Origin of the sequence: Oceaniovalibus sp. ACAM 378, assembly GCF_008085915.1 — a bacterium.
In the GTDB taxonomy this organism is placed as follows: domain Bacteria; phylum Pseudomonadota; class Alphaproteobacteria; order Rhodobacterales; family Rhodobacteraceae; genus Oceaniglobus.
This window is the reverse complement of sequence record NZ_VSJK01000005.1, coordinates 104,086-125,608: the sequence shown is the minus strand read 5'-3', so window position 1 is coordinate 125,608 and position 21,523 is coordinate 104,086. Positions and strand designations below refer to the sequence as shown.

Here is a 21,523-nt window from a genome sequence, read left to right as displayed (position 1 = left end):
CGGGATTTCCCCACCCTGAACGGAGAGCCCGATGCTCGGCAAAGTCATAGATTTTTTCACCAACATTCTGGCCGAACTTTGCGGCTGGATGCTGCTGATCGTGATGGGATTGATCCTTGTCGATCTGATCAGTCGCGCCACGGGAACGCCGATCTATGGTGTGTCGGAAAGTGCGATGTTCGTGATGATCGCCATCGTCTATCTGGGCGTGCCCTATGCCGAAAAGATGAAGGCCCACGTTCGGGTCGAGCTGATCCTTGACAAGCTGTCGCCCCGCTCTGCCGCAATCGTCGATCTGGCAATGTATCTGCTGGTTGTCGGGACAATGGCGGTGGTGCTCTATGCGGTCTATATCAACGCCGGGGTGTCCTTTTCCAAACGGCAGGCAATCGCCGGGCCAACGCCCTTGCTGGTCTGGCCCGTCAAGTTCGTGATGGTTGTCGGGCTTTCGCTTTATCTAGTTCAAATTATTATCAATGTCGGTCAAGGGGTTCGCACCGTTGTCCGCGCCGGGTCAGATGATCCCACAACCAAAACCGGGGACGCCTGAACATGGATTTTTTTACGATTGTCGGTATTGGCGCCATTGTCGCCTTTCTGGCGCTGCTGCTTTTGGGCATGCATCTGGCGGTGACTTTTTTGCTCGTTGGCTTTGGCGGTGTCGCAATTCTGCTGAACTCAAAGGCGGCGCTGTCACTGGTCGGCGAGACGATGTATTCGGCCATCGCGACGCCAACCTATACGGTGCTGCCGCTGTTCGTGTTGATGGGTGCCTTCGCGGCGGCCAGCGGGTTTGCTGAACAGGCCTACAAGTCGATCCACAAGGTCGCGGCGGGGATTCCCGGATCGCTCGCCATCGCCACCTCGTTCGGGAGTGCCGCCTTTGCCACAATCTGCGGCTCGTCACTGGCCACAGCCAGTGTCTTTGGCCGCATCGCCTATCCTGAAATGCGCCGCTATGGCTATGATCGCAGCTTTGCTCTGGGGTCCATTGCTTGTTCGGGCACTTTCGCCAGCATGATCCCGCCCAGCGGCATGTTCATCCTGTTCGCGATCTTTACCGAGACCTCCGTCGGCCGCCTGTTCATGGCCGGGATCGTCCCCGGCGTCATCACCGCCACCGTCTATGCGATTTCGATGTACTGGCGGGCCAAGACGAACCCCGCACTTGCGCCTATGCTGGACGAAGAGAAATCCGTGACACCAGTCCAGCGGGTGCGCGCACTTGGCGGGTTGTGGCAGATTGCACTGCTGGGAACGATTGTCATCGGCGGCATGTATGCCGGGTTTTTCACCGCGACAGAAGCCGGGGCCATCGGCGCAATCGGCACGCTGGTTTTCGGTCTGGCCAACGGTCCGCTGCGCCACTTTGAAACCTTTCGCGGCGCTCTGCGCGAATCCGCTGAAATCACCGCGATGCTGTTTTTCATCATTGTCGGTGCGTTGTTTTTCAGCCGCTTTCTGGGTCTGTCGCGGATCCCATACCACCTGACCCTGTTCCTTGAGAGCTGGGAGGTTCACCGCCACTTCATTCTCGCCCTGATCCTTTTGACATGGTTCGTGTTGGGCATGCTGATCGTGCAGACGGCGGTTTTTGCGCTGACCTTGCCGATCCTGTTCCCCATCGTCGTCAACCTTGGCTATGATCCGATCTGGTTCTGCGTCATCGCGATGAAGATGAACGAGATTGCGGGGGTGACGCCGCCGGTCGGGCTCAACGCCTTCAGTCTGGCGGGGTCGGCCGGCAAAGATGTCAGGGTGGAGCATGTTTACAAAGGGGTTATGCCCTTCATCCTCTGTGACCTTGTTGTCCTGATCCTGCTGATCGCGGTGCCGGGGATCGTGACCTTCCTGCCCAACATGATGTTCAACTGACGACGGAGCTTAGCCATGCCAATGGAATATGATGTCATTCTGCGGGGCGGCCTGATCGTTGACCCGGCCAATGGTGTGAACCGGGTGGCCGATCTGGCGATTGCCGATGGCAAGGTGGCGCAGGTCGGCGATGTGACCGGGCGCGCAAAGATCGAGCGGGATGTTACAGGCATGGTGGTCATGCCGGGCATCATCGATTCCCACGTGCATTTGTCGCCATGGCTGGGCGGCGCGGCGGGGCACCGGATGCTGGCGCTCGCCGGCGTGACCTGCGCGTTGGACATGGCCGGACCGATTGACGGTGTGACCCGATTTGCCGCCGAACAGGGCTGCGGTCTGACCATCGCCTGCATCGATTATGTGCGGCCGGGTCATACTGTGGAATCCGTCAATCCCGGCATGGCAGAGTTGCGCGATACGCTGGCCCGCGCCCGCGCTTCAGGCGCCATCGGCCTGAAAATCCTCGGCGGGCACTTCCCGCTCAGTGCCGAGGCCTCGGGCCGGGTCATGCAGGTGACGGCGGACGAGGGCGCCTATGTTGCCTTCCATTCCGGTACTGTCGACACGCCTCAGAATGTCGACGGGATGCGCCAGTCCTGTGAATTGGCGGCGGGCAATCCGCTGCATCTGCCGCATATCAACAGCTATACGCGCGGGCTTGACGGTTCGGCGCTGATCGAGGCGGAAGACGCCATCGAAATGCTTGGCCGTCATCCCAACATCTGGTCAGAATCCTATCTCGCGCCGATCAACGGCAATTCGGGCAAATGCGCCAATGGCGTGCCCGAAGCGGTTGCCACCCAGCGCAATCTGGAACGCGGCGGCTTCGAGGCAAGCAAGGAAGGTCTGGCGCAGGCGATCCGCGATGGTTGGGCCATGGTGCATGTGCTGAAGGACGGTATCAACCACTTGCAAGGTGGCCCCGAAGGGCTGCTTGCATGGCAGGCTGCCGAATCCGATATCGGCATCAGCTTTTACGCCAACCCGCCCGAGCCGCGCCTGCATCTGGCGACGGCCCGGCGCGCGGATGGCAGCTATGCGATTGATGGACTGGCAACCGATGGCGGGGGTATTCCCCGGAATGACCTGTGTTCGCGCGGTCTGGGCCTTGTGCATCTGGACGCGCTGAGCATGGAGGGTTTCGTCATCAAGACCAGCATGAACCCGGCGCGGGTTCTGGGCCTGTCGGCACGCAAGGGGCATCTTGGCGTGGGTGCTGATGGCGATGTGACGGTGATTGATCTGGCGCGGCTGACGCCGGTGGCAAGCTTTGCCCATGGCAAACCGATTCTTGCGGATGGGCAGGTGCTGGGCCGGAGCAGTCGGATGCTGGTCCCACCCGAAGGCGCCGAACACGTGCGCGCCATGGGCATGGATGTGCTGATCGCCGAGCCCGGTTCAATGATCCCCGGGAGAGCAGCATGACCGCGCAAACGCACGGAATCTTTCACCGCTTGTCGGGAGAAGGGCGCAAGGTTCTGATGGTTTCAGGGCTGAACGGACAGGCGCGATTCTGGGATGGCATCACCACCACACTGTCTGCGCAATTCTCCGTGCTGGTCTTCGATCAGAAGGCGTGCGGCGCGACGCCGGATGATGGTGCAGAGTGGACTATCGAAACGCTCGCCGCCGATGCCTTTGCCGTGGCGCAAAGCGTGTTCGGCGATGAACCCTTTGCGGTTGTTGGCCATTCGACCGGCGGCGCCATTGCGCAACACATGGCGGCGGCACATCCGCAACAGGTCGACTCGGTCGTTCTGTCAGGCACATGGATGCGGGCAGATGATTATATGCGCGCGGTGTTTGATCTGCGGCATGAACTTTTGACCCGCGCCCCGGATCTTGACCCGGTGCTCGGTAATCTTCTGCGCGTTCCGCTTGATGATTTCAAACCGCCCGTACCGGCTGTCGCACTGGACCCGAGCGTCACACTCAGGCGGATCAATGCGCTGAAGGGCCACGACGGCACGCCGTTGATGGAACGGATCAATCAACCGGTGATGGTGATCGGCGCGCAGGACGATCGGATCGTCCCGATTCATCTGGCGCGCGAATTGCATGAGCGGCTGGCGGGAAGCACATTGACCGTGCTGCCCGATGGTGGTCATTTCTTCCCGCAGACACGGGCGACAGATTTCGCGCAGAAGATCACGGATTGGCTCAGCCGCTGAACCTGTTCATGACGGCTGGATGACCAGCTTTGGCGCCGCCGATTCCGAACAGGGCTACAAAAATCCCCGGTCGGCCTAATCCGTATATTGACACTCACAGTCACATAGACGCAATATGTAGTTGCTTTGGTTCCTGCGACTCGTATCGCAGGCTAAGAGGGAAACCGGTGCAACACCGGTGCTGCCCCCGCAACTGTAAGCGGCAAGCGATGGTCCGATAACCACTGGTGCAAATGCGCCGGGAAGGCGGGCCAGCGCGATCGAGCCGTGAGCCAGGAGACCTGCCCAAGTGCGATACGACTACCACGGGCGGAGGGCCCGGGGACGTGTTTGAGTTTGTGCCCCTGTCAGGGTCAGGAACCTGCGCGCCCCTGTTTCCTTTGCTACAATACAAAAGGACAAGGGCATGACGATCACCGTCTATTCGAAACCAAGCTGCGTGCAGTGCACCGCGACCACCCGTGCTTTGGACATGCGGGGGCTGAATTACCGCGTCATCGACCTGACGATGGATGCAGAGGCCATGCAGGAAGTGTCTGACATGGGCTATCGGCAGGTTCCTGTGGTGGTGGCGGGCGATGCGCATTGGGCGGGATTTCGCCCGGATATGATCGGCCAACTGGTCTGAACGAAGATGAGCGGGCTGGTCTATTTCTCGTCGCTTTCGGGCAATACGGCGCGTTTCGTTGCGGCGCTGGGGCTGAAGGCCGATCGTATTCCGGTCCGGCCTGCCGATCCGATGCCACAGCCGGTTAAACCTTTCGTGCTGATCTGCCCGACCTTTGCCGATGGCGAGGGTCGCGGCGCAGTGCCGAAACAGGTGATCCGCTTTCTCAACGATCCAGCCCGACGCCGACTTTTGCGCGGGGTGATCGGGGCGGGGAACCGCAACTTTGGCGCGACCTTCGCGCTGTCTGGCGATGTGATCGCCGCCAAATGCAACGTGCCGGTGCTGTATCGTTTCGAGATGGTCGGAACAGAAACCGACATTGCCCGCATTCGTGTCGGGCTGGATAAATTATGGAGGGCAGAATGCTCGACAATGGTGTGAATGCGTCGCTGGATTATCACGCTCTGAACGCGATGCTGAACCTCTATGACGACGAGGGCCGCATCCGTTTTGACGCTGATAAAATGGCGGCCCGGCAATATTTCCTGCAACATGTGAACCAGAACACCGTGTTCTTTCACTCGCTGGATGAAAAACTGGGCTATCTGGTCGAAGAAGGATATTACGAGGGGGCGGTTCTTGACGCCTATCCACGGCCCTTCCTGCATCAGATCTGGGCCGCCGCCTTTGCATATAAATTCCGCTTTCCCACATTTCTGGGCGCGTTCAAATATTACACCTCCTACACGTTGAAAACCCGCGACGGAAAACGGTTTCTCGAACGCTATGAGGATCGCGTGGTCATGGTCGCGCTGACGCTTGCGCGGGGCGACTGCGATCAGGCGCTGGGTTTCATGGAAGAGATCCTCTCGGGCCGGTTTCAGCCCGCGACGCCGACCTTCCTTAACGCCGGCAAGCAAAGCCGGGGCGAGTTGATTTCCTGTTTCCTGCTGCGGCTGGAAGACAACATGGAGAGCATCGGACGCAGCATCAATTCTGCACTGCAACTGTCGAAACGCGGCGGCGGCGTGGCCTTGATGCTGACCAACCTGCGCGAACATGGCGCGCCGATCAAGGGCATCGAGAACCAGTCGTCGGGCGTGATTCCGGTGATGAAACTGCTTGAGGATTCATTCTCCTATGCCAACCAGCTTGGTGCGCGACAGGGGGCGGGCGCGGTTTATCTGAACGCGCATCACCCTGACATCCTGCGGTTTCTTGATACCAAACGCGAAAATGCCGACGAGAAAATTCGCATCAAGACGCTGAGCCTTGGCGTGGTGATTCCCGATATCACCTTTGAGTTGGCCAAGAATAACGACGATATGTATCTGTTCTCGCCCCATGACGTCGAACGTGTCTATGGGCTGCCGTTTTCGGAAGTTCCGGTGTCTGAGAAATACGCCGAGATGGTCGACGACAAGCGGATCCGCAAAAAGAAGATCAACGCGCGCGAGTTCTTCCAGACGCTGGCCGAGATCCAGTTCGAGTCGGGCTATCCCTATATCATGTTCGAGGACACGGTGAACCGCGCCAACCCGATCGCGGGGCGCATTTCCATGTCCAATCTCTGTTCTGAAATCCTGCAGGTGAACGAGGCCAGCACGTTCCATGAGGATCTGAGCTATGATCACATGGGCACCGATATTTCCTGCAACCTTGGCTCGCTCAATATCGCCAAGACGATGGACGGACCGGATTTCGGCGCAACCGTCGAAACCGCCATTCGTGTGCTGACGGCGGTGTCGGAAATGTCCGCCATCGACTCGGTTCCGTCGATCCGCAAAGGCAACGATGAAAGCCATGCCATCGGCCTGGGACAGATGAACCTGCACGGCTATCTGGCGCGGGAACGCATCCATTACGGCAGCCCCGAGGGGGTCGAATTCACCTCGGTCTATTTCGCCACTGTGACGTTTCACGCGATCCGCGCGTCGAACATTCTGGCGCGCGAAAAGGGCGCAAGCTTTAAAGGGTTCGAGGCGTCGACATATGCCGATGGCAGTTTCTTCGACAGATACACAAGCCGCGACTGGCTGCCGGAAAGCGACGCGGTAACGGCGCTTTTTGCCGGTAAGGATCTTCCGACACGCGCGGATTGGGAAAAGCTGCGGGTATCGGTGATGGAACACGGGCTTTACAACCGTAACCTGCAGGCAGTGCCGCCCACCGGCTCGATCAGTTACATCAACAACTCGACCTCTTCGATCCACCCCATCGTGTCGAAGATCGAGATCCGCAAAGAGGGCAAGATCGGCCGCGTCTATTACCCCGCGCCCTTCATGAACAACGACAACCTTGAATTCTACCGCGATGCCTATGAGATCGGCCCCGAGGCGATCATCGACACCTATGCAGCCGCGACGGTACATGTGGATCAGGGCCTGTCCCTGACGCTGTTCTTTCCCGCCGAGGCCAGCACACGCGACATCAACCGCGCCCAGATCTATGCGTGGAAAAAAGGGATCAAGACGATCTATTACATCCGCCTGCGACAGACCGCCCTTGAAGGGACCGAGGTCGAAGGCTGCGTTTCCTGTTCATTGTGAGTTCCGACATGAAAGACTTGACCCATACCACCACCGTGCCCCGCGCGATCAACTGGAACCGCATTCAGGATGACAAGGATCTTGAGGTCTGGAACCGTCTGACCGTCAATTTTTGGCTGCCCGAAAAGGTGCCGCTGTCCAATGACGTGCAAAGCTGGGCGACCCTGACCGAAGACGAACGCACTCTGACGATCCGCGTTCTGACCGGGCTGACACTGCTTGATACGATCCAGAATACCGTTGGCGCGCCGTCGCTGCTCCCTGATGCGCAGACACCGCACGAAGAGGCGGTGCTGACCAATATCGCTTTCATGGAGGCGGTACACGCACGGTCATACTCCTCGATCTTCTCGACGCTTTGTTCGACCAAAGAGGTGGACGAGGCGTTTCGCTGGTCCGAGGAAAACCAGTATCTTCAGGCGAAATCCCGGCTGATCCTTCAGGAATACAATGCCACTGCCGATCCGTACAAGCGCAAGATCGCATCGGTGTTTCTGGAGAGTTTCCTTTTCTATTCCGGCTTTTATCTGCCGATGTACTGGTCCAGCCGCGCCAAGCTGACCAACACAGCCGACCTGATCCGCCTGATTATTCGCGACGAGGCGATTCATGGCTATTACATCGGCTATAAGTTTCAGCGCGCGACCGAACGCCTGCCCGAGGCGGAACGCGCCGCGCTCAAGGATTTTGCTTTTGCGCTGATGTTCGATCTCTACGAAATCGAGGCGCATTACACCGCCGAACTTTATGACGGGTTGGGTCTGACCGAGGATGTGAAGGCGTTTCTGCATTACAACGCCAACAAGGCGCTGCAAAATCTGGGCTATGAGGCGCTGTTCCCGGCGCAGGCCTGCGAGGTCAATCCTGCGATCCTTGCCGCCCTGTCGCCCGACAGTGAAAATCACGATTTCTTTTCCGGCAGTGGGTCGTCCTATGTCATCGGCAAGGCGGTCGCGACCGAGGACGAGGATTGGGATTTTTGATCACGCAGCGTTACAGCGCGGTTGCGCGGGCGGTCGTGATGAACCCGGCCAAATAATCTGGCGACGGTTCATTGCCGCGGGTGCCCAGATGGATGCTTTTGAAAATACCTTTTTCGCCGATATGCAGCGGAACGATCCCGTCGGGCGCTGCATTTTCGGCCAAAAGCCAATCGGGGATGGCGCTGACGCCGCGCCCCGCCGCAACAAGTCGCAGCATCATATCCGTCGTCTCGACAGTGCGGTGCCGGCGGGGCAGACATCCGGCGGGCACCAGAAACCCGGTGAAAATATCCAGCCGTTCGGGCGCGACAGGATAGGTGATCAGCGTTTCAGTCGCCAGATCCGCCGGTGACAGCACATCCCGCCCGGCCAGCGGATGCGTCTCGGCCACGGCAACGACAAGTTCATAGCCGAACACCGGGACATAGCTCAGCCCCGATCTCTCGATTGGATCGGGCGTGATCAGAACGTCAATTTCGTGCCCGAGCAGGGCTGCAAGGCCGCCGAATTGAAAGGCGGTTGAGACGTCAAGATCGACGTCCGGCCACATGGCCAGAAACGGATCGACAACCCGCATCAGCCATTGCTGACAGGGGTGGCACTCCATCCCGATGCGCAATGTTCCGCGACGCCCCTTGGCAAATGCATCGAGAACGGTCTCAGCGTGATCCAACTGTGGCAGGACACGCACCGCCAGCGCCAGCAGATATTCGCCCGCCTGCGTCAACCGGATACCGCGCCCGTCACGCTGCCAAAGCGCGACCCCATGGCGCGCCTCGAAACGGCGGATGGCGTGGCTGACAGCCGACTGGCTGAGACACAAACGGTCGGCAGCCAGCGTCAGGCTGCCGGTTCGGTCGATCTCGCGCAGGATGGCAAGGGGCTGTGTGTCGATCATTTGGCATGACTCCGGTTCATCAACCGGTGACATATCATCATTTCACGTCATGGGACAATGCAGCTAACCATACATCCATACCCTTTCGAACAGGAGACGGAACATGGTCACGGCAGCCAATCTGGGTTTTCCCCGCATCGGGGCAAAGCGCGAATTGAAACACGCAATCGAGTCATTCTGGCGCGAAGAGACGTCACAGACCGAGTTGCAGCGATCTGCAAGCGATCTGCGGGCGCAAAATTGGAAGGTCCAGCAAGACGCCGGGATCGATGCGATTCCGTCCAACGACTTTTCGCTCTACGATCAGGTGCTTGACACCACTCTGATGCTTGGCGCGGTGCCTGCGCGGTTCGGCACTGGCGCGGATCTGAGCACCTATTTCGCCATGGCACGGGGAACCAAAGACGCCCCGGCGATGGAAATGACCAAGTGGTTCGACACGAATTATCACTACATCGTACCCGAATTCACCGAAGGCATGACCCTTCAACTTGCCTCAACCAAGCCGCTGGACGAGTTCCTGGAGGCGAAGGCTCTGGGCATCGAGACACGCCCGGTGCTGGTCGGTCCGGTCACCTGGCTGGCGCTTGGCAAGGCCAAGACACCGGGCTTCGACCCGCTGACATTGTTGCCACAGGTCATTGCCGCCTACGGCGATCTGCTGCGTCAGCTTGCCGGTGCCGGTGCGTCCTGGGTGCAGATCGACGAACCGATCCTTGCGCGGGATCTGTCCGAGGCTGAGGTGGATGCTCTCAAATCAACCTATGGCGCGCTGAGCGATGCTGGCCCGAAGATCATGCTGACCAGCTATTTCGATGCGCTGCGCGACAACCTCGCGCTTGCCGCCGCGCTGCCGGTGGCGGGGCTGCATGTGGATCTGGTGCGCGCGCCGGATCAGTTGGACGATGTTCTGGCGGCGATTGGCGATAAACATCTGTCGCTTGGTCTGATCGACGGGCGCAACGTCTGGCGCGCCGATCTGACCGCTTGTCTCGCCATCGCCGAACGGGCGGTTGCGGCGATCGGAGCCGACCGCGTGCAGATCGCACCGTCCTGTTCGATGCTGCATGTGCCGGTCGATCTGGATCATGAAACCGGGCTTGATGCTGAACTGCGCGGCTGGCTTGCCTTCGCCCAACAGAAACTGACCGAGATCGTGGCCGTGACGCGCGCTTTGAACGGTCAGAAATCCGATGTCGCCGCTGCCTTCGCCGCGTCCGATACGGCGGCTGCCACGCGTCGTGCCTCGCCCCGGATTCACGCGCCTGCGGTCAAGGAACGTGCCGCCGGTGTAACCCAAGCCGACAGCCGCCGCGCAACACCATTTGCCAAGCGCATCCTGCAACAACAGGCGCAGCTTGGCCTGCCGGATTTTCCGACGACAACAATCGGCTCTTTCCCGCAGACGGCTGAAATCCGGCAGGCGCGGGCGCTCCACCGCAAAGGCGAATTGTCCGATGTCGAATACGACAGGTTTCTCAAGGACCGGACGCGTGAATGTGTGGCATGGCAGGAAGAGGCCGGGTTGGATGTGCTGGTCCACGGCGAATTCGAGCGCAACGATATGGTCGAGTATTTCGGCGAACAGTTGGCCGGTTTTGCTTTTACCAAAAACGGCTGGGTGCAGTCCTATGGCACGCGCTGTGTCAAGCCGCCGTTGATCTATGGCGATGTTTCTCGCCCCAAGGCGATGACCGTCGAATGGGCGCGCTTTGCCCAATCTCTGACGCCCAGACCAATGAAAGGCATGTTGACCGGTCCGGTGACGATCCTGCAATGGTCTTTCGTGCGTGACGATCAGCCCCGCGTTCAGACCTGCCAACAGATCGCGCTGGCGATCCGCGATGAAGTGACGGATCTGGAGGCTGCCGGCATCAAGGTGATCCAGATCGACGAACCCGCCCTGCGTGAAGGGCTGCCTTTACGCCACGCAGACTGGCAGGACTATCTTGACTGGGCGGTTGCCACTTTCCGACTTTCGGCCAGCGGTGTGCAGGACGCGACGCAGATCCACACCCATATGTGCTATTCCGAATTCAACGACATCATGCCGGCCATCGCCGCCATGGATGCCGATGTGATCTCGATCGAGACATCGCGTTCGGACATGGAGCTGCTCAAGGTCTTCGCTGACTTCAATTACCCCAACCAGATCGGGCCGGGGGTCTGGGACATCCATTCGCCACGGGTGCCCGCACAGGGGGAAATGGAAACCCTGCTGCGCAAGGCGGCCGAGGTGATCGATCCGGCCAAGCTCTGGGTCAATCCCGACTGCGGCCTGAAAACCCGGCAATGGGATGAGGTCAGACGCTCAACAGCCTATCTCGTCGGCGCCGCGCGGGTGTTGCGGGAAAAGAGAGCTGTGGCGGCTGAGTAATTGGTGCGAATGCCGGATGCCTGAGATGTTGATCGCAACCACCTGATCTATCCGGTCGCCGCTGTTGCTGCCCCGTCGCCGTTCCTAATCAGGACCGGTATAGGGGCAGCATAACCGCGTTTTCTTGCCCGCTGATCCCCGCCGTATTCATGGTCTCACGCGTTACATTCAGCGGGAACAGCCGGGCAATCAATATTGAAGGATCTTCGAAAGAAAATCGCGCAAACGCGGGCTCTCGGGGTCCGAAAAGAAGTCTTCGGTTTTCCGGTCCTCGACGATCCGGCCCTCGTCCATGAACACCACGCGATCCGCGACTTTTCGGGCAAACCCCATCTCGTGGGTCACGACCATCATCGTCATACCATCGGTGGCAAGTTGAACCATCACGTCCAGAACTTCGTTGATCATCTCGGGATCAAGCGCGGATGTCGGCTCGTCGAATAGCATCGCGATCGGGTCCATCGCCAATGATCGGGCAATCGCCACGCGCTGTTGCTGGCCGCCGGACAGCTGGCCGGGATGTTTGTGGATATGGTCGGACAATCCGACGCGCTCAATCAGGGCTTCGGCCTTGGCGACTGCTTCTGACCGCGTTCGATTCAGCACCTTTTCCTGTGCGAGACAGAGATTTTCCAGAACGTTCATATGCGGGTAAAGTTCGAAATGCTGGAAGACCATGCCGATGCGCGCGCGCAACTGGGTAAGGTTGGTTTTTTTGTCGGTGACGTTCATACCATCGACGGTGATGCGCCCTTGCTGCACCGGTTCCAGCCCGTTAACACACTGAATCAGCGTGGATTTGCCCGAGCCGGAGGGGCCGCATATCACCACCACCTCGCCCTTTGCCACGGATGTCGAACAATCACGCAGGACCTGAAACGTCCCGTATTTTTTTGAGATGTTGTCAATTTCGATCATGTGGCAACCTTGGATTGGAGACGGCGGACAGTCAGTGAGCCGGCAAAGCAGATGACAAAATATACAACCGCAGCAAAGAGATACATCTCGACCAGCCGACCCTCGGTGCGGGCGACAATCGAGCTTGCGGTCATGAAGTCCCGCAGACTGACAACGAAGACAAGCGATGTGTCCTGAAACAGGATGATCGCCTGCGTTACCAGAACCGGGATCATATTACGAAAGGCTTGCGGCAGCACGATGTGGCGCTGGATCCGCCAATAGCCAAGCCCGGTGGATTTTCCGGCCTGAACCTGGCCTTTTGCCACGCTTTTGATACCGGCCCGCATGATCTCGGAATAATAGGCCGCCTCGAACATCACAAAGGCGATCAGTGCCGAATAAAAGCCCCCCACAGGGCGGCCAAGAACCAGCGGCACCAGAAAATAGAACCAGAAGATGACAAGGATCAGCGGCACAGAGCGGATCAGGTTTACATAGGTCGCTGCAACAAGGGACAGCAGTCGGAACCCCGACATCCGTGCCAGTGCCAGCAAGACGCCAAAGCCCAAGCCCCCGATGATGGCCAGAATTGTCAGCAGAAAGCTGAGTTGTAACCCTTCCCAGAGGAAGGGCAGGGCGCTCACGATAACGCTGAAGTCGAAGCCGGACATCAGGCACCCTTTCCTGACTGGCCGGGAATGGCCGTGCGCGTTTCGACGATCTGCATCAGCCCTGTCACCACAAGTGCTATGAAGATATAGATCACTGTCGCGGCGGTGAACGCTTCGAAACTGTTATAGGTATAATCGGCGATTTGCTGACTTTGTGCCGTCAGTTCCAGCAGCCCGATGGTCAGCGCAAGCGACGAATTCTTGAAAACGGTCAGGAATTCCGAGGTGAGCGGCGGCACGATGATCCGGAACGAGATCGGCAAAAGAATATAGCGGTAGACCTGAGTGCCCGATAGCCCATTGGCCTTTGCCGCAGCTTTCAGACCCTTTGGGATCGAGTCGATACCGGCGCGCACCTGCTCGGCCACGCGGGACGCAGTGTACAGCCCCAGAGCGATGACCGTCGTGGTGAACTCGGGCATCGGCATCTCGCGCTTCATCCAGTGACCCACCCCGTCAGGCACCATTTCCGGGATAGCGAAATACCAGACGAAAAGCTGGACCAGCAAAGGCACATTGCGGAAAAGTTCAACATAGGCGGTGCAAAGACCGGATATAAGCCGATTGTTCACGGTCCGTCCGACACCGATCAGCGCACCGATCACAAAGGCGACGACCCAGGCGCACAGCGAAACGGACACGGTCCAGCCAAGCCCGCTGATCAGCCAGCCAAGATAGGGATCCTGGAAGAGGACGGCCCAGTTCCAATTATAGTTCATCGCCTACCCCCGGCGTCGTCAGAAAAGGCCGGGCCGGGATTTGCCCGGACCGGCCTGTGATGAAACCTTGGCGGATTATTCCGGCAGGGTGGCAAGCTGGAAAGCAGCCTGCAGCAGGGGCGTCTGTTCGATCCCCATCGGGTCGAACCATTTGGCATAGATGTCGTTGATCTCGCCCGTGCGGAACAGATTGGCGAGTGCGCGTTTGCCGATCAGCTCAAAGGCGCTGTCGTCGCGCGGAACCATCAGGGCATAGGGGTCATAGGACAGGAAGTCGCCGACCACCGCGAAATCATCGGGGCTTTTCGACGTCTCAATCAGGCCGAACAAAAGGATGTGGTCCGTCGAATAAGCGTCGGCGCGACCGGTCTCAAGCGCCAGCATGCCCTCGGCGTGGTCGTTCACCACCAGAAAATCGACATCGATGCCGCGTTTCTCGGCTTCTTCGCGGATCACGCGATCATTTGTCGTGCCCGGTGCAAGGCCGATGATCTTGCCACCCAGATCATCGATGGAGTTGATGCCGCTGTCGGTCTTGGTCAGGATCTTCGTGCCGGTGATGAATGTGGTCGGCAGATATTCGACCTGTTGCTGACGGGTCAGCGTGTTGGTGGTCGATCCGCATTCCATATTGATTGTGCCGTTGGCCAGCAGGGGAATACGCGTCTTGGGATTGATCGGCACGTAACGGACGGAAATTTCCTTGCCAAGCTCGGTCGAAATCTCATCGACGATCCGGGCGCAGATGTCGATCGAATAGCCGATCGGTTTCTGGTCTGAATCGAGATAAGAGAACGGCACAGAGGATTCCCGGTGACCGATGACGATCTCGCCACTGTCGGAAATCTTCTTCAGCGTGCCGGTAAGGTCCTGCGCAAAGGCCGGCAGCCCGACGCCCAGCCCCAGACCGGCGGCGAACGCAATCGCCGCGAGCTTTTTCCCGATCAACATAAACTTCTCCCTTGTCGATTGTTTTTTCTGCATGGCCTTTTGCGGGCCATTTTGCAGTGAATATCTTGCCACCCCGAAAAGGCGGCACATCGATGTTGGCTGACTTTGATACCGAGTGCAAGGGTGCGCTCTTGACTGGCGGTCTGACTCAGCATCCGGCATTAATGCAGGACCTGCATGAGATTAACATGCAGCAAACCAATCCAGAAAGGTGGCGCGGCGATGTTTTTTGACACCACGGTTCATTCCAGCGAAGACGCCCGCCGGATCGCCCGGCGACGTCTGCCATGGATGGTGTTCGACTATATCGACGGTGCGGCAGGCAGCGGCCACGGCGAGCGGCTGAACCGCGAGACACTGCGCGCCATCCGTCTGCAACCCCGGGTGCTGAACGGCGTAGAGCACCGAAGCATCGAGATGCCACTGTTTGGCCGAACCGCCCGGCTGCCCTTTGGGGTCAGTCCGATGGGGATGTGCAATCTTGCAAACCCTTCCGCCGATACCTTGCTCGCAAAATTCGCGGCGCAGCATGATGTGCCGGTCGGTGTGTCCACTGTGGCCTCCACCTCGCTGGAAAAAATGATTGAACTGGCCGAGGGGAATGCATGGTTTCAGCTTTACCTGAGCGGCGCACGGGAATCGTCGGACGGGCTGATCAACCGGGCCGAGGCGGCCGGGTATGACGTGCTGGTCCTGACGGTCGATGTTCCCGAGGTGGGGCGTCGCCCGCGTGAGTTGCGCCACGGGTTCACCATGCCGTTTCGCATCGGGCCACGTCAGTTCGTGGATTTCGCCTGTCATCCCGGCTGGTCGCTGCCACAACTGCTGCGTGGCGCGCCGACGATGGCCAATTTCGGCGGTGCTTTCGGCGAATTTGACCGAACCGGCAGCCGGGCCGCAGCGAACTGGGCGGTGTTGGATGCAATCCGCGAGCGTTGGAAGGGCAGGCTGGTGGTCAAGGGCGTGCTTGACCCGCAGGATGCGCTGCGGCTGAAAAGTGCAGGTGTCGATGCGATTCAGGTGTCCAGCCATGGCGGTCGGCAGCTTGACAGTGCGCCTGCGCCGATCCTGGCCCTGCGCGCAATCCGCACGGCGGTCGGGCCGGAATTTCCGCTGTTCTATGACAGCGGCATCCGCAGCGGCGAGGATATCGTCAAAGCCTATGCGATGGGAGCCGATTTCGTGTTTCTCGGGCGACCGTTCTCATTTGCGATTGCAGCGGGCGGCGCACGGGGGCTTGCGCAGCTTGCGACGCTTCTGGCCGAGGAGACAAGCATCACACTGGCCCAGTTGGGCCTGCGCGATCTTGGCACGGTCACGGCTGATGTCATGGCGGACACCGCGCAGCGCTGACCTTCGGCTGCGCCGCGATCAATGCTGCCTGGGCTTGGGGCTGCGGGTTCAATTTGATCTCATTCAAGCGCTAGACCATTGGTGACGTTTCTGCTTAACTTCGCCCAGCATGTTAGCTAGAACTTGCAACTATATGAATTCTGGGAGGAAATCATGAGATTCTTAAAGACAACCATTTTGGCAGCGGCGACGCTGGCCATGACCACTGCTATGCCGGTTTCGGCACAGTCAGCGGCGGACTTTCCGACAAAATCGATGACCTATATCCTTCCATTCAATGCAGGCGGCGAATCCGACATCTCGGCGCGGTTCCAGCAGGCCCATTGGAAAGAAGTGACCGGGCAGGACGTTGTGGTCCAGTATCAGCCGGGCGGCGGCGGCGCGCAGGCGTGGTCGCAGTTGAACGGGATCGCGGGCGATGGCTATACCATCATGGGGGTCAACCTGCCGCACATCATCCTCCAGCCGATGGCGAGTGAGGTGGGCTACAAGACCGACGATCTGGTTCCCGTGCATATGTTCCATTACACGCCGGATGCGCTCCTTGTGGCCAAGGACAGCCCCTATGAGACGCTGGCCGACCTTGTGGAATACGCCAAGGCGAACCCCGGGATGACCACCTTTGCGGGCTCGGCTGTGAACTCGGCCAACCATGTGGCACAGGTGACCTTTGACGGGCTTGCCGGGATTCAGTCCACTTATATTCCGTTCTCGGGAACCGGCACTGCCACGCCTGCGCTTTTGGGCGGCCAGACAGTGGGCTATTGGGGTTATTCCACCGTACTGGCGTCGCAAGGCGATCAGGTGCGGATGCTTGCCGTCGCAACCGAAGAGCGGATGCCAGCCTTTCCGGATGTTCCGACCTTCAAGGAGCTTGGCTATGATCTGGTAAGTGGTGCCTATCGCGGTGTCGGGGTTCCGGCCTCCACGCCCGAAGAACTGCGCACCCGGGTTTCCGACATCATCGAAGAGATCAACCAGAACCCTGACTTCCGGAAACAGATGGAAGACGCGGCCTTTGTTCTGACCGACATCACCTATGACAAAATGGGTGACTTCATGGCAAAGCAGAAGGCGGCCTATGAAGGCGCGGCCGAAGTGCTTGGCATTGGCAAGTAATCGACGTCCGTGATGGAGCTGTTTGACTATTTCCTGAACGCGCTCACCCCGTTCAACCTGATGCTCGCCGTTGTTGGCGTGGTGCTGGGCACGGTGGTGGGCGCTTTGCCGGGACTTTCGGCCACGATGGCAGTGGCCGTGCTGGTTCCCTTTACCTTCACAATGGACCCCGCCGCGGGATTGATCGCGCTGGGAGCGATTTATACCGGCGCGATCTATGGCGGAGCTTTTGCGGCGATTCTGGTGAACACGCCGGGAACGCCGTCATCCATTGCCACCACTTTCGACGGTTATCCGATGGCGCGGCGCGGCGATGGCGGGCTGGCGGTCACGCTGGCGACGCTGGCGTCGGTCGTCGGTGGATTGATCGGCGGGTTCAGCCTGCTTTTCCTTGCTCCGCCGCTGGCGCGCGTGGCGCTGGCCTTTGGGCCGCCGGAATATTTCTGGCTGGCCCTATTCGGACTGACTCTGATCTCGGCGTTGTCGGTCGGCAACACGCTGAAGGGGCTGATCGGCGCCTGTATCGGGCTGCTGCTGTCGATGGTCGGGGTCGCAGTTGTCGGTGGCGATGTGCGCTTTACCGCAGGATTCCCGGCGTTTCTGGGCGGTATCGACATCGTTTCGGCACTGATCGGGCTGTATTGTGTACCGGTCATTATTGACCTTGTGGCGACCCGCGATCCGCATCTGAAAGTCGAGCATGGCCATGAGGGCATGCGCCTGCGCGAAGCGTTCGGCATTGCCTGGCGCGATAAATTCAACGTCGTCCGCTCGTCCATTATCGGCACTGTCATCGGCATTCTGCCCGGGGCAGGCGGCTCGATTGCCGGGCTGGTCAGCTATTCCGAGGCCCGTCGGTCGTCGCCCCGCTCATCCGAGTTCGGCAAGGGCGAACCCGGCGGCGTGATCGCGACCGAAGCGGCGAACAACGCGACCGTCGGCGGCGGTTTCATTCCGACGCTGGTGCTGGGCATCCCCGGCACGCCGCCCGACGCGATCATCCTTGGCGCGCTTTTGGTGCAGGGCATCAAGATCGGGCCGACGCTGTTTTCGTCCGAAGGGCATGTGGTCTATACCTTCATCTTCGGACTGCTGATTGCGACCGCGATCATGTTGCCGGTTGGGCTGCTGATCGGGCGCTATGCGTATAAATCGGTCGTGGCAGTGCCCAAGGCGATGTTGGTGCCCACGGTGGCGCTGCTGACGGTGATCGGCTCATTTGCCATCCACTCCAACCTGCAGGACGCCCAGATCATGTTCGGTCTTGGCGTGATATCCTGGATTTTGGGGCGCAATGGATATGACGCGTCGCCGATCGTGTTGGGCATTGTACTTGGTGCGATTGCCGAACAGGGGTTCGTGCAGACCTATCTGATCGGCAATGCGACGAACAATCTTGGCGGCATGTTCTTTGGTCGGCCAATCAGTATCGGCATCATCGTGGCGGCGACGCTCACGCTGGCCTATCCATTCTATGCAGAGTGGCGGGCAAAGCGGCGCGGGCAGGTGCCCTTGGGCGCGGTTGCAGCACAGGCCGAAGGCCATCCGGCCAACATCCAGACCGCGCCGGTTCAACCGACAGTTCGCGCCCGCAGCCATGACTGGTCCGGCGTCATCATCGCGGCCGTGCTGGTGGTCATTGCCGCGGTGATGTTTCGCGAGGCGCGCGGCATGTCGGTCATGGGGTCGGTCTTTCCGACCGCGATTACGCTCGGGCTTGGTGGGTTGAGCTTGGTGCTGATCCTGCTGGGCGTTTTAGGCCGCGGACATCCGGCAACCACGCCGGATGCACAGGGCGCATCCTCGATCAGACGGGTTCTGGTCGTCGTGACCTTTGGCCTTTGGGTCTGGCTGATCCCCGTGTTGGGCTTTGCCACGACCAGCCTGATCGCATTCATCGCCATGGCCTTTATCGCAGAACATGATCCGGTCCCAGCCAAGACCCTGATGATACGCGGCATCGTCGCCATGGTCACCGTCGGGGTGTTCTGGTGGATCATGAACGACGTGCTGCTTTTGCGGATCCCCGGCGGGTTCCTGATCTGACAGAAAATCCCCGGACGGCATCGCCATTCCGGTTGAAGGAGATAAGACAATGACAGACAAACCGCATCGCATCGCCGTCATCGCCGGTGACGGGATTGGCGTCGAGACCGTGCCCGAAGGGCTGCGGGTTCTGAAAGCTGCCGCCACGAAATACGATATACCGCTTGAATTCGATACCTTCGATTTTGCCAACTGCGACTACTACAGCCGCCACGGCCGAATGATGCCCGAAGATTGGAAGGCGCAGATCGGCGGCCATGACGCGATCTTTTTCGGCGCTGTCGGCTGGCCCGAAACAGTGCCGGATCACGTTTCGCTCTGGGGCTCGCTTTTGCTGTTTCGGCGCGAGTTCGATCAATACGTCAACCTGCGCCCGGCGCGGTTGATGCCGGGTGTTACCTCGCCGCTGGCCGGGCGAGGGCCGGGCGACATCGACATGATGATCGTGCGCGAAAATACCGAGGGCGAATATTCCTCGATCGGTGGGCGCATGTTTGAGGGCACGGACCGCGAGATGGTCATGCAGGAAACCGTGATGACCCGCACCGGCATCGACCGGATCCTGCGCTATGCCTTTGATCTGGCGCAAAAGCGCGAAGGGCGGCTGACGTCAGCGACCAAGTCGAACGGTATTTCGATCACCATGCCCTATTGGGATGAACGGGTGGCCGAGATGGCGAAAACCTATCCCGACATTGCGGTCGAGAAATACCATATCGATATTCTCGTCGCGCTGTTCGTGCTGCACCCTGACCGTTTTGATGTGGTGGTGGCGTCGAACCTGTTCGGCGATATCCTGTCCGATCTTGGCCCCGCCTGTACCGGCACCATCGGTATTGCGCCCTCGGGCAACATCAACCCCGACCGCAAATTTCCGTCATTGTTCGAGCCGGTACATGGCTCGGCGCCCGATATCGCGGGCAAGGGTATCGCCAACCCGATCGGGCAGATCTGGGCCGGGGCGATGATGCTGGACCACCTTGGTCATCCCGAGGCCGCAGCGGGTATCGTCACTGCGATTGAGCAGGTGCTGACCGATCCGAAATTGCGCACTGCCGATCTGGGTGGCAAGGCCGATACGGTGACCTGTGGACAGGCGATTGCCGATGCGCTGGAGTGAAATAGACCGACTATGAAAATCGTTGAGATCCGCGAAAAGACTGTCTCCATCGCCTCGCCGATGGCCAATGCCTATATCGATTTCTCGAAAATGACCTGTTCGGTCGTGGCGGTGATTACGGACGTGATCCGCGACGGCAAGCCGGTGATCGGCTATGGTTTCAACTCCAATGGTCGTTACGGGCAGGGCGCACTGATGCGCGAGCGGTTTTTTGACCGTATTGCCGAGGCGGACCCCGACAGCCTGATCGACGAAGCGGGGGACAACCTTGATCCGTTCGCGATCTGGGACGTGATGATGCGCAACGAAAAGCCGGGTGGGCACGGCGAACGGTCGGTCGCGGTGGGCACCATCGACATGGCAATCTGGGATGCCGTGGCCAAGATCGCCGGTGTGCCGCTGTGGCGATTGCTCGCCGACCGGTATCGCGGTGGCGTGGCGGATGAAACGGTCTGGGTCTATGCGGCGGGGGGGTATTACTATCCCGGTAAGGACCACTCGCGGCTGCAGGACGAAATGCGCGGCTATCTGGATCTGGGCTATGCCGATGTAAAGATGAAAATCGGTGGCGCGAGTTTGGCCGAAGATATCGCCCGGATCGAGGCGGTGATCAAGGTCGTGGGCGACGGCGCGCATCTCGCGGTCGACGCCAACGGGCGGTTCGATCTGCCGACCTCTATAGCCTATGCCAAGGCGTTGGCCCCTTACGGGCTGCTTTGGTATGAAGAGGCGGGCGATCCGCTGGACTATGCGTTGCAAGCCGAATTGGCCGAGCATTACGCACCGCCGATGGCCACGGGTGAGAACCTGTTTTCGCATCAGGACGCCCGAAATCTGCTGCGCTATGGCGGTATGCGTCCCGACCGCGATTGGCTGCAATTTGACTGTGCGCTGTCCTATGGGCTGGTCGAATACCTGCGGACGCTGGATGTGATGCAGGATCTTGGCTGGTCATCCCGGCGCGTGGTTCCCCATGGCGGGCATCAGATGTCGCTGAACATCGCCGCCGGTCTGCATCTGGGCGGCAACGAAAGCTACCCCGATGTGTTCCAGCCGTTCGGCGGTTTTGCCGATGATACCGCGGTTGAAAATGGCCGGGTCGCGCTGCCGCAGATCCCCGGTGTCGGGTTCGAGGCGAAATCAGCGCTTTACCGGGTGATGAAAGAGATCGCGCAATAGGG

Annotated in this window: 20 protein-coding genes and 1 riboswitch; of the genes, 15 read left to right on the top strand and 5 right to left on the bottom strand. The window is 59.6% G+C overall.

Going from position 1 to position 21,523, the window contains the following annotated elements; all coding sequences use genetic code 11:
- Window positions 1-31: 31 nt before the first annotated feature.
- The 8 genes from FQ320_RS08175 to nrdF all read left to right on the top strand — a co-directional run bounded on the left by FQ320_RS08175 (window position 32) and on the right by nrdF (window position 8,188).
- Entirely contained in the window at window positions 32-550 is a 519-nt protein-coding gene (locus FQ320_RS08175) for a TRAP transporter small permease subunit (protein WP_148471227.1), read from the top strand.
- Window positions 551-552: 2 nt separating this feature from the next.
- Window positions 553-1,875, top strand: coding sequence for a TRAP transporter large permease (locus tag FQ320_RS08170; protein WP_148471226.1), 1,323 nt, complete (start codon window positions 553-555; stop codon window positions 1,873-1,875).
- 15 nt (window positions 1,876-1,890) lie between these two features.
- Entirely contained in the window at window positions 1,891-3,300 is a 1,410-nt protein-coding gene (locus FQ320_RS08165; RefSeq protein WP_148471225.1) for an amidohydrolase family protein, read from the top strand.
- Complete coding sequence (locus FQ320_RS08160; protein WP_148471224.1) at window positions 3,297-4,046, top strand: alpha/beta fold hydrolase; 750 nt, start codon at window positions 3,297-3,299, stop codon at window positions 4,044-4,046. Before FQ320_RS08165 ends, FQ320_RS08160 begins: the two co-directional genes overlap by 4 nt.
- Before the next feature lie 110 nt (window positions 4,047-4,156).
- Window positions 4,157-4,350: riboswitch (cobalamin riboswitch) on the top strand.
- A gap of 102 nt (window positions 4,351-4,452) precedes the next feature.
- Window positions 4,453-4,674 carry a glutaredoxin-like protein NrdH gene (nrdH, locus tag FQ320_RS08155; protein ID WP_148471223.1) on the top strand — a complete coding sequence of 74 codons (222 nt, stop codon included), beginning with the start codon at window positions 4,453-4,455 and terminating at the stop codon, window positions 4,672-4,674.
- A gap of 6 nt (window positions 4,675-4,680) precedes the next feature.
- Entirely contained in the window at window positions 4,681-5,097 is a 417-nt protein-coding gene (nrdI, locus tag FQ320_RS08150) for a class Ib ribonucleoside-diphosphate reductase assembly flavoprotein NrdI (protein WP_148471222.1), read from the top strand.
- Window positions 5,079-7,205: a class 1b ribonucleoside-diphosphate reductase subunit alpha gene (nrdE, locus tag FQ320_RS08145; protein ID WP_148471221.1), complete on the top strand. Its 2,127-nt coding sequence runs from the start codon at window positions 5,079-5,081 to the stop codon at window positions 7,203-7,205. Before nrdI ends, nrdE begins: the two co-directional genes overlap by 19 nt.
- 8 nt (window positions 7,206-7,213) lie before the next feature.
- Window positions 7,214-8,188: a class 1b ribonucleoside-diphosphate reductase subunit beta gene (nrdF, locus tag FQ320_RS08140; RefSeq protein WP_148471220.1), complete on the top strand. Its 975-nt coding sequence runs from the start codon at window positions 7,214-7,216 to the stop codon at window positions 8,186-8,188.
- Between the two features lie 10 nt (window positions 8,189-8,198).
- Here the strand turns inward: nrdF and FQ320_RS08135 are convergent, their stop codons facing one another.
- Entirely contained in the window at window positions 8,199-9,086 is an 888-nt protein-coding gene (locus FQ320_RS08135) for a LysR family transcriptional regulator (RefSeq protein ID WP_148471219.1), read from the bottom strand.
- A 103-nt stretch (window positions 9,087-9,189) separates the two neighbouring features.
- Between FQ320_RS08135 and metE the strand changes: the two genes are divergently transcribed.
- Window positions 9,190-11,463 (top strand): 5-methyltetrahydropteroyltriglutamate--homocysteine S-methyltransferase, encoded by a 2,274-nt coding sequence (metE, locus tag FQ320_RS08130; RefSeq protein WP_148471218.1) that lies wholly within the window; start codon window positions 9,190-9,192, stop codon window positions 11,461-11,463.
- Between the two features lie 189 nt (window positions 11,464-11,652).
- Here metE and FQ320_RS08125 read toward each other — a convergent pair whose 3' ends face one another.
- From FQ320_RS08125 to FQ320_RS08110, 4 genes are all read right to left on the bottom strand, one after another.
- Window positions 11,653-12,381, bottom strand: a complete 729-nt coding sequence (locus FQ320_RS08125) for an amino acid ABC transporter ATP-binding protein (protein ID WP_148471217.1) — start codon at window positions 12,379-12,381, stop codon at window positions 11,653-11,655.
- On the bottom strand, window positions 12,378-13,034 hold the full coding sequence (locus FQ320_RS08120; RefSeq protein WP_148471216.1) for an amino acid ABC transporter permease: 657 nt from the start codon (window positions 13,032-13,034) through the stop codon (window positions 12,378-12,380). Before FQ320_RS08120 ends, FQ320_RS08125 begins: the two co-directional genes overlap by 4 nt.
- Complete coding sequence (locus FQ320_RS08115) at window positions 13,034-13,753, bottom strand: amino acid ABC transporter permease (RefSeq protein ID WP_148471215.1); 720 nt, start codon at window positions 13,751-13,753, stop codon at window positions 13,034-13,036. The genes FQ320_RS08120 and FQ320_RS08115 overlap by 1 nt, the downstream gene beginning before the upstream one ends.
- A 75-nt stretch (window positions 13,754-13,828) precedes the next feature.
- On the bottom strand, window positions 13,829-14,704 hold the full coding sequence (locus FQ320_RS08110; protein WP_148471214.1) for an amino acid ABC transporter substrate-binding protein: 876 nt from the start codon (window positions 14,702-14,704) through the stop codon (window positions 13,829-13,831).
- Between the two features lie 92 nt (window positions 14,705-14,796).
- Here FQ320_RS08110 and FQ320_RS26000 point away from each other — a divergent pair, with 92 nt between their 5' ends.
- The 6 genes from FQ320_RS26000 to FQ320_RS08080 all read left to right on the top strand — a co-directional run bounded on the left by FQ320_RS26000 (window position 14,797) and on the right by FQ320_RS08080 (window position 21,521).
- Window positions 14,797-14,937 (top strand): hypothetical protein, encoded by a 141-nt coding sequence (locus FQ320_RS26000; RefSeq protein WP_222861580.1) that lies wholly within the window; start codon window positions 14,797-14,799, stop codon window positions 14,935-14,937.
- Entirely contained in the window at window positions 14,927-16,057 is a 1,131-nt protein-coding gene (locus FQ320_RS08100; protein WP_148471212.1) for an alpha-hydroxy acid oxidase, read from the top strand. Before FQ320_RS26000 ends, FQ320_RS08100 begins: the two co-directional genes overlap by 11 nt.
- 153 nt (window positions 16,058-16,210) lie before the next feature.
- Window positions 16,211-17,176, top strand: coding sequence for a tripartite tricarboxylate transporter substrate binding protein (locus FQ320_RS08095; RefSeq protein WP_148471211.1), 966 nt, complete (start codon window positions 16,211-16,213; stop codon window positions 17,174-17,176).
- Between the two features lie 12 nt (window positions 17,177-17,188).
- The gene (locus FQ320_RS08090) at window positions 17,189-19,222 is read left to right on the top strand and encodes a tripartite tricarboxylate transporter permease (protein ID WP_148471210.1); all 2,034 of its coding nucleotides are present in this window, start codon (window positions 17,189-17,191) and stop codon (window positions 19,220-19,222) included.
- Between the two features lie 49 nt (window positions 19,223-19,271).
- Window positions 19,272-20,342: a tartrate dehydrogenase gene (locus FQ320_RS08085; protein WP_148471209.1), complete on the top strand. Its 1,071-nt coding sequence runs from the start codon at window positions 19,272-19,274 to the stop codon at window positions 20,340-20,342.
- Between the two features lie 12 nt (window positions 20,343-20,354).
- Window positions 20,355-21,521 carry a mandelate racemase/muconate lactonizing enzyme family protein gene (locus FQ320_RS08080; protein ID WP_148471208.1) on the top strand — a complete coding sequence of 389 codons (1,167 nt, stop codon included), beginning with the start codon at window positions 20,355-20,357 and terminating at the stop codon, window positions 21,519-21,521.
- The last annotated feature ends 2 nt before the right edge of the window (window positions 21,522-21,523 follow it).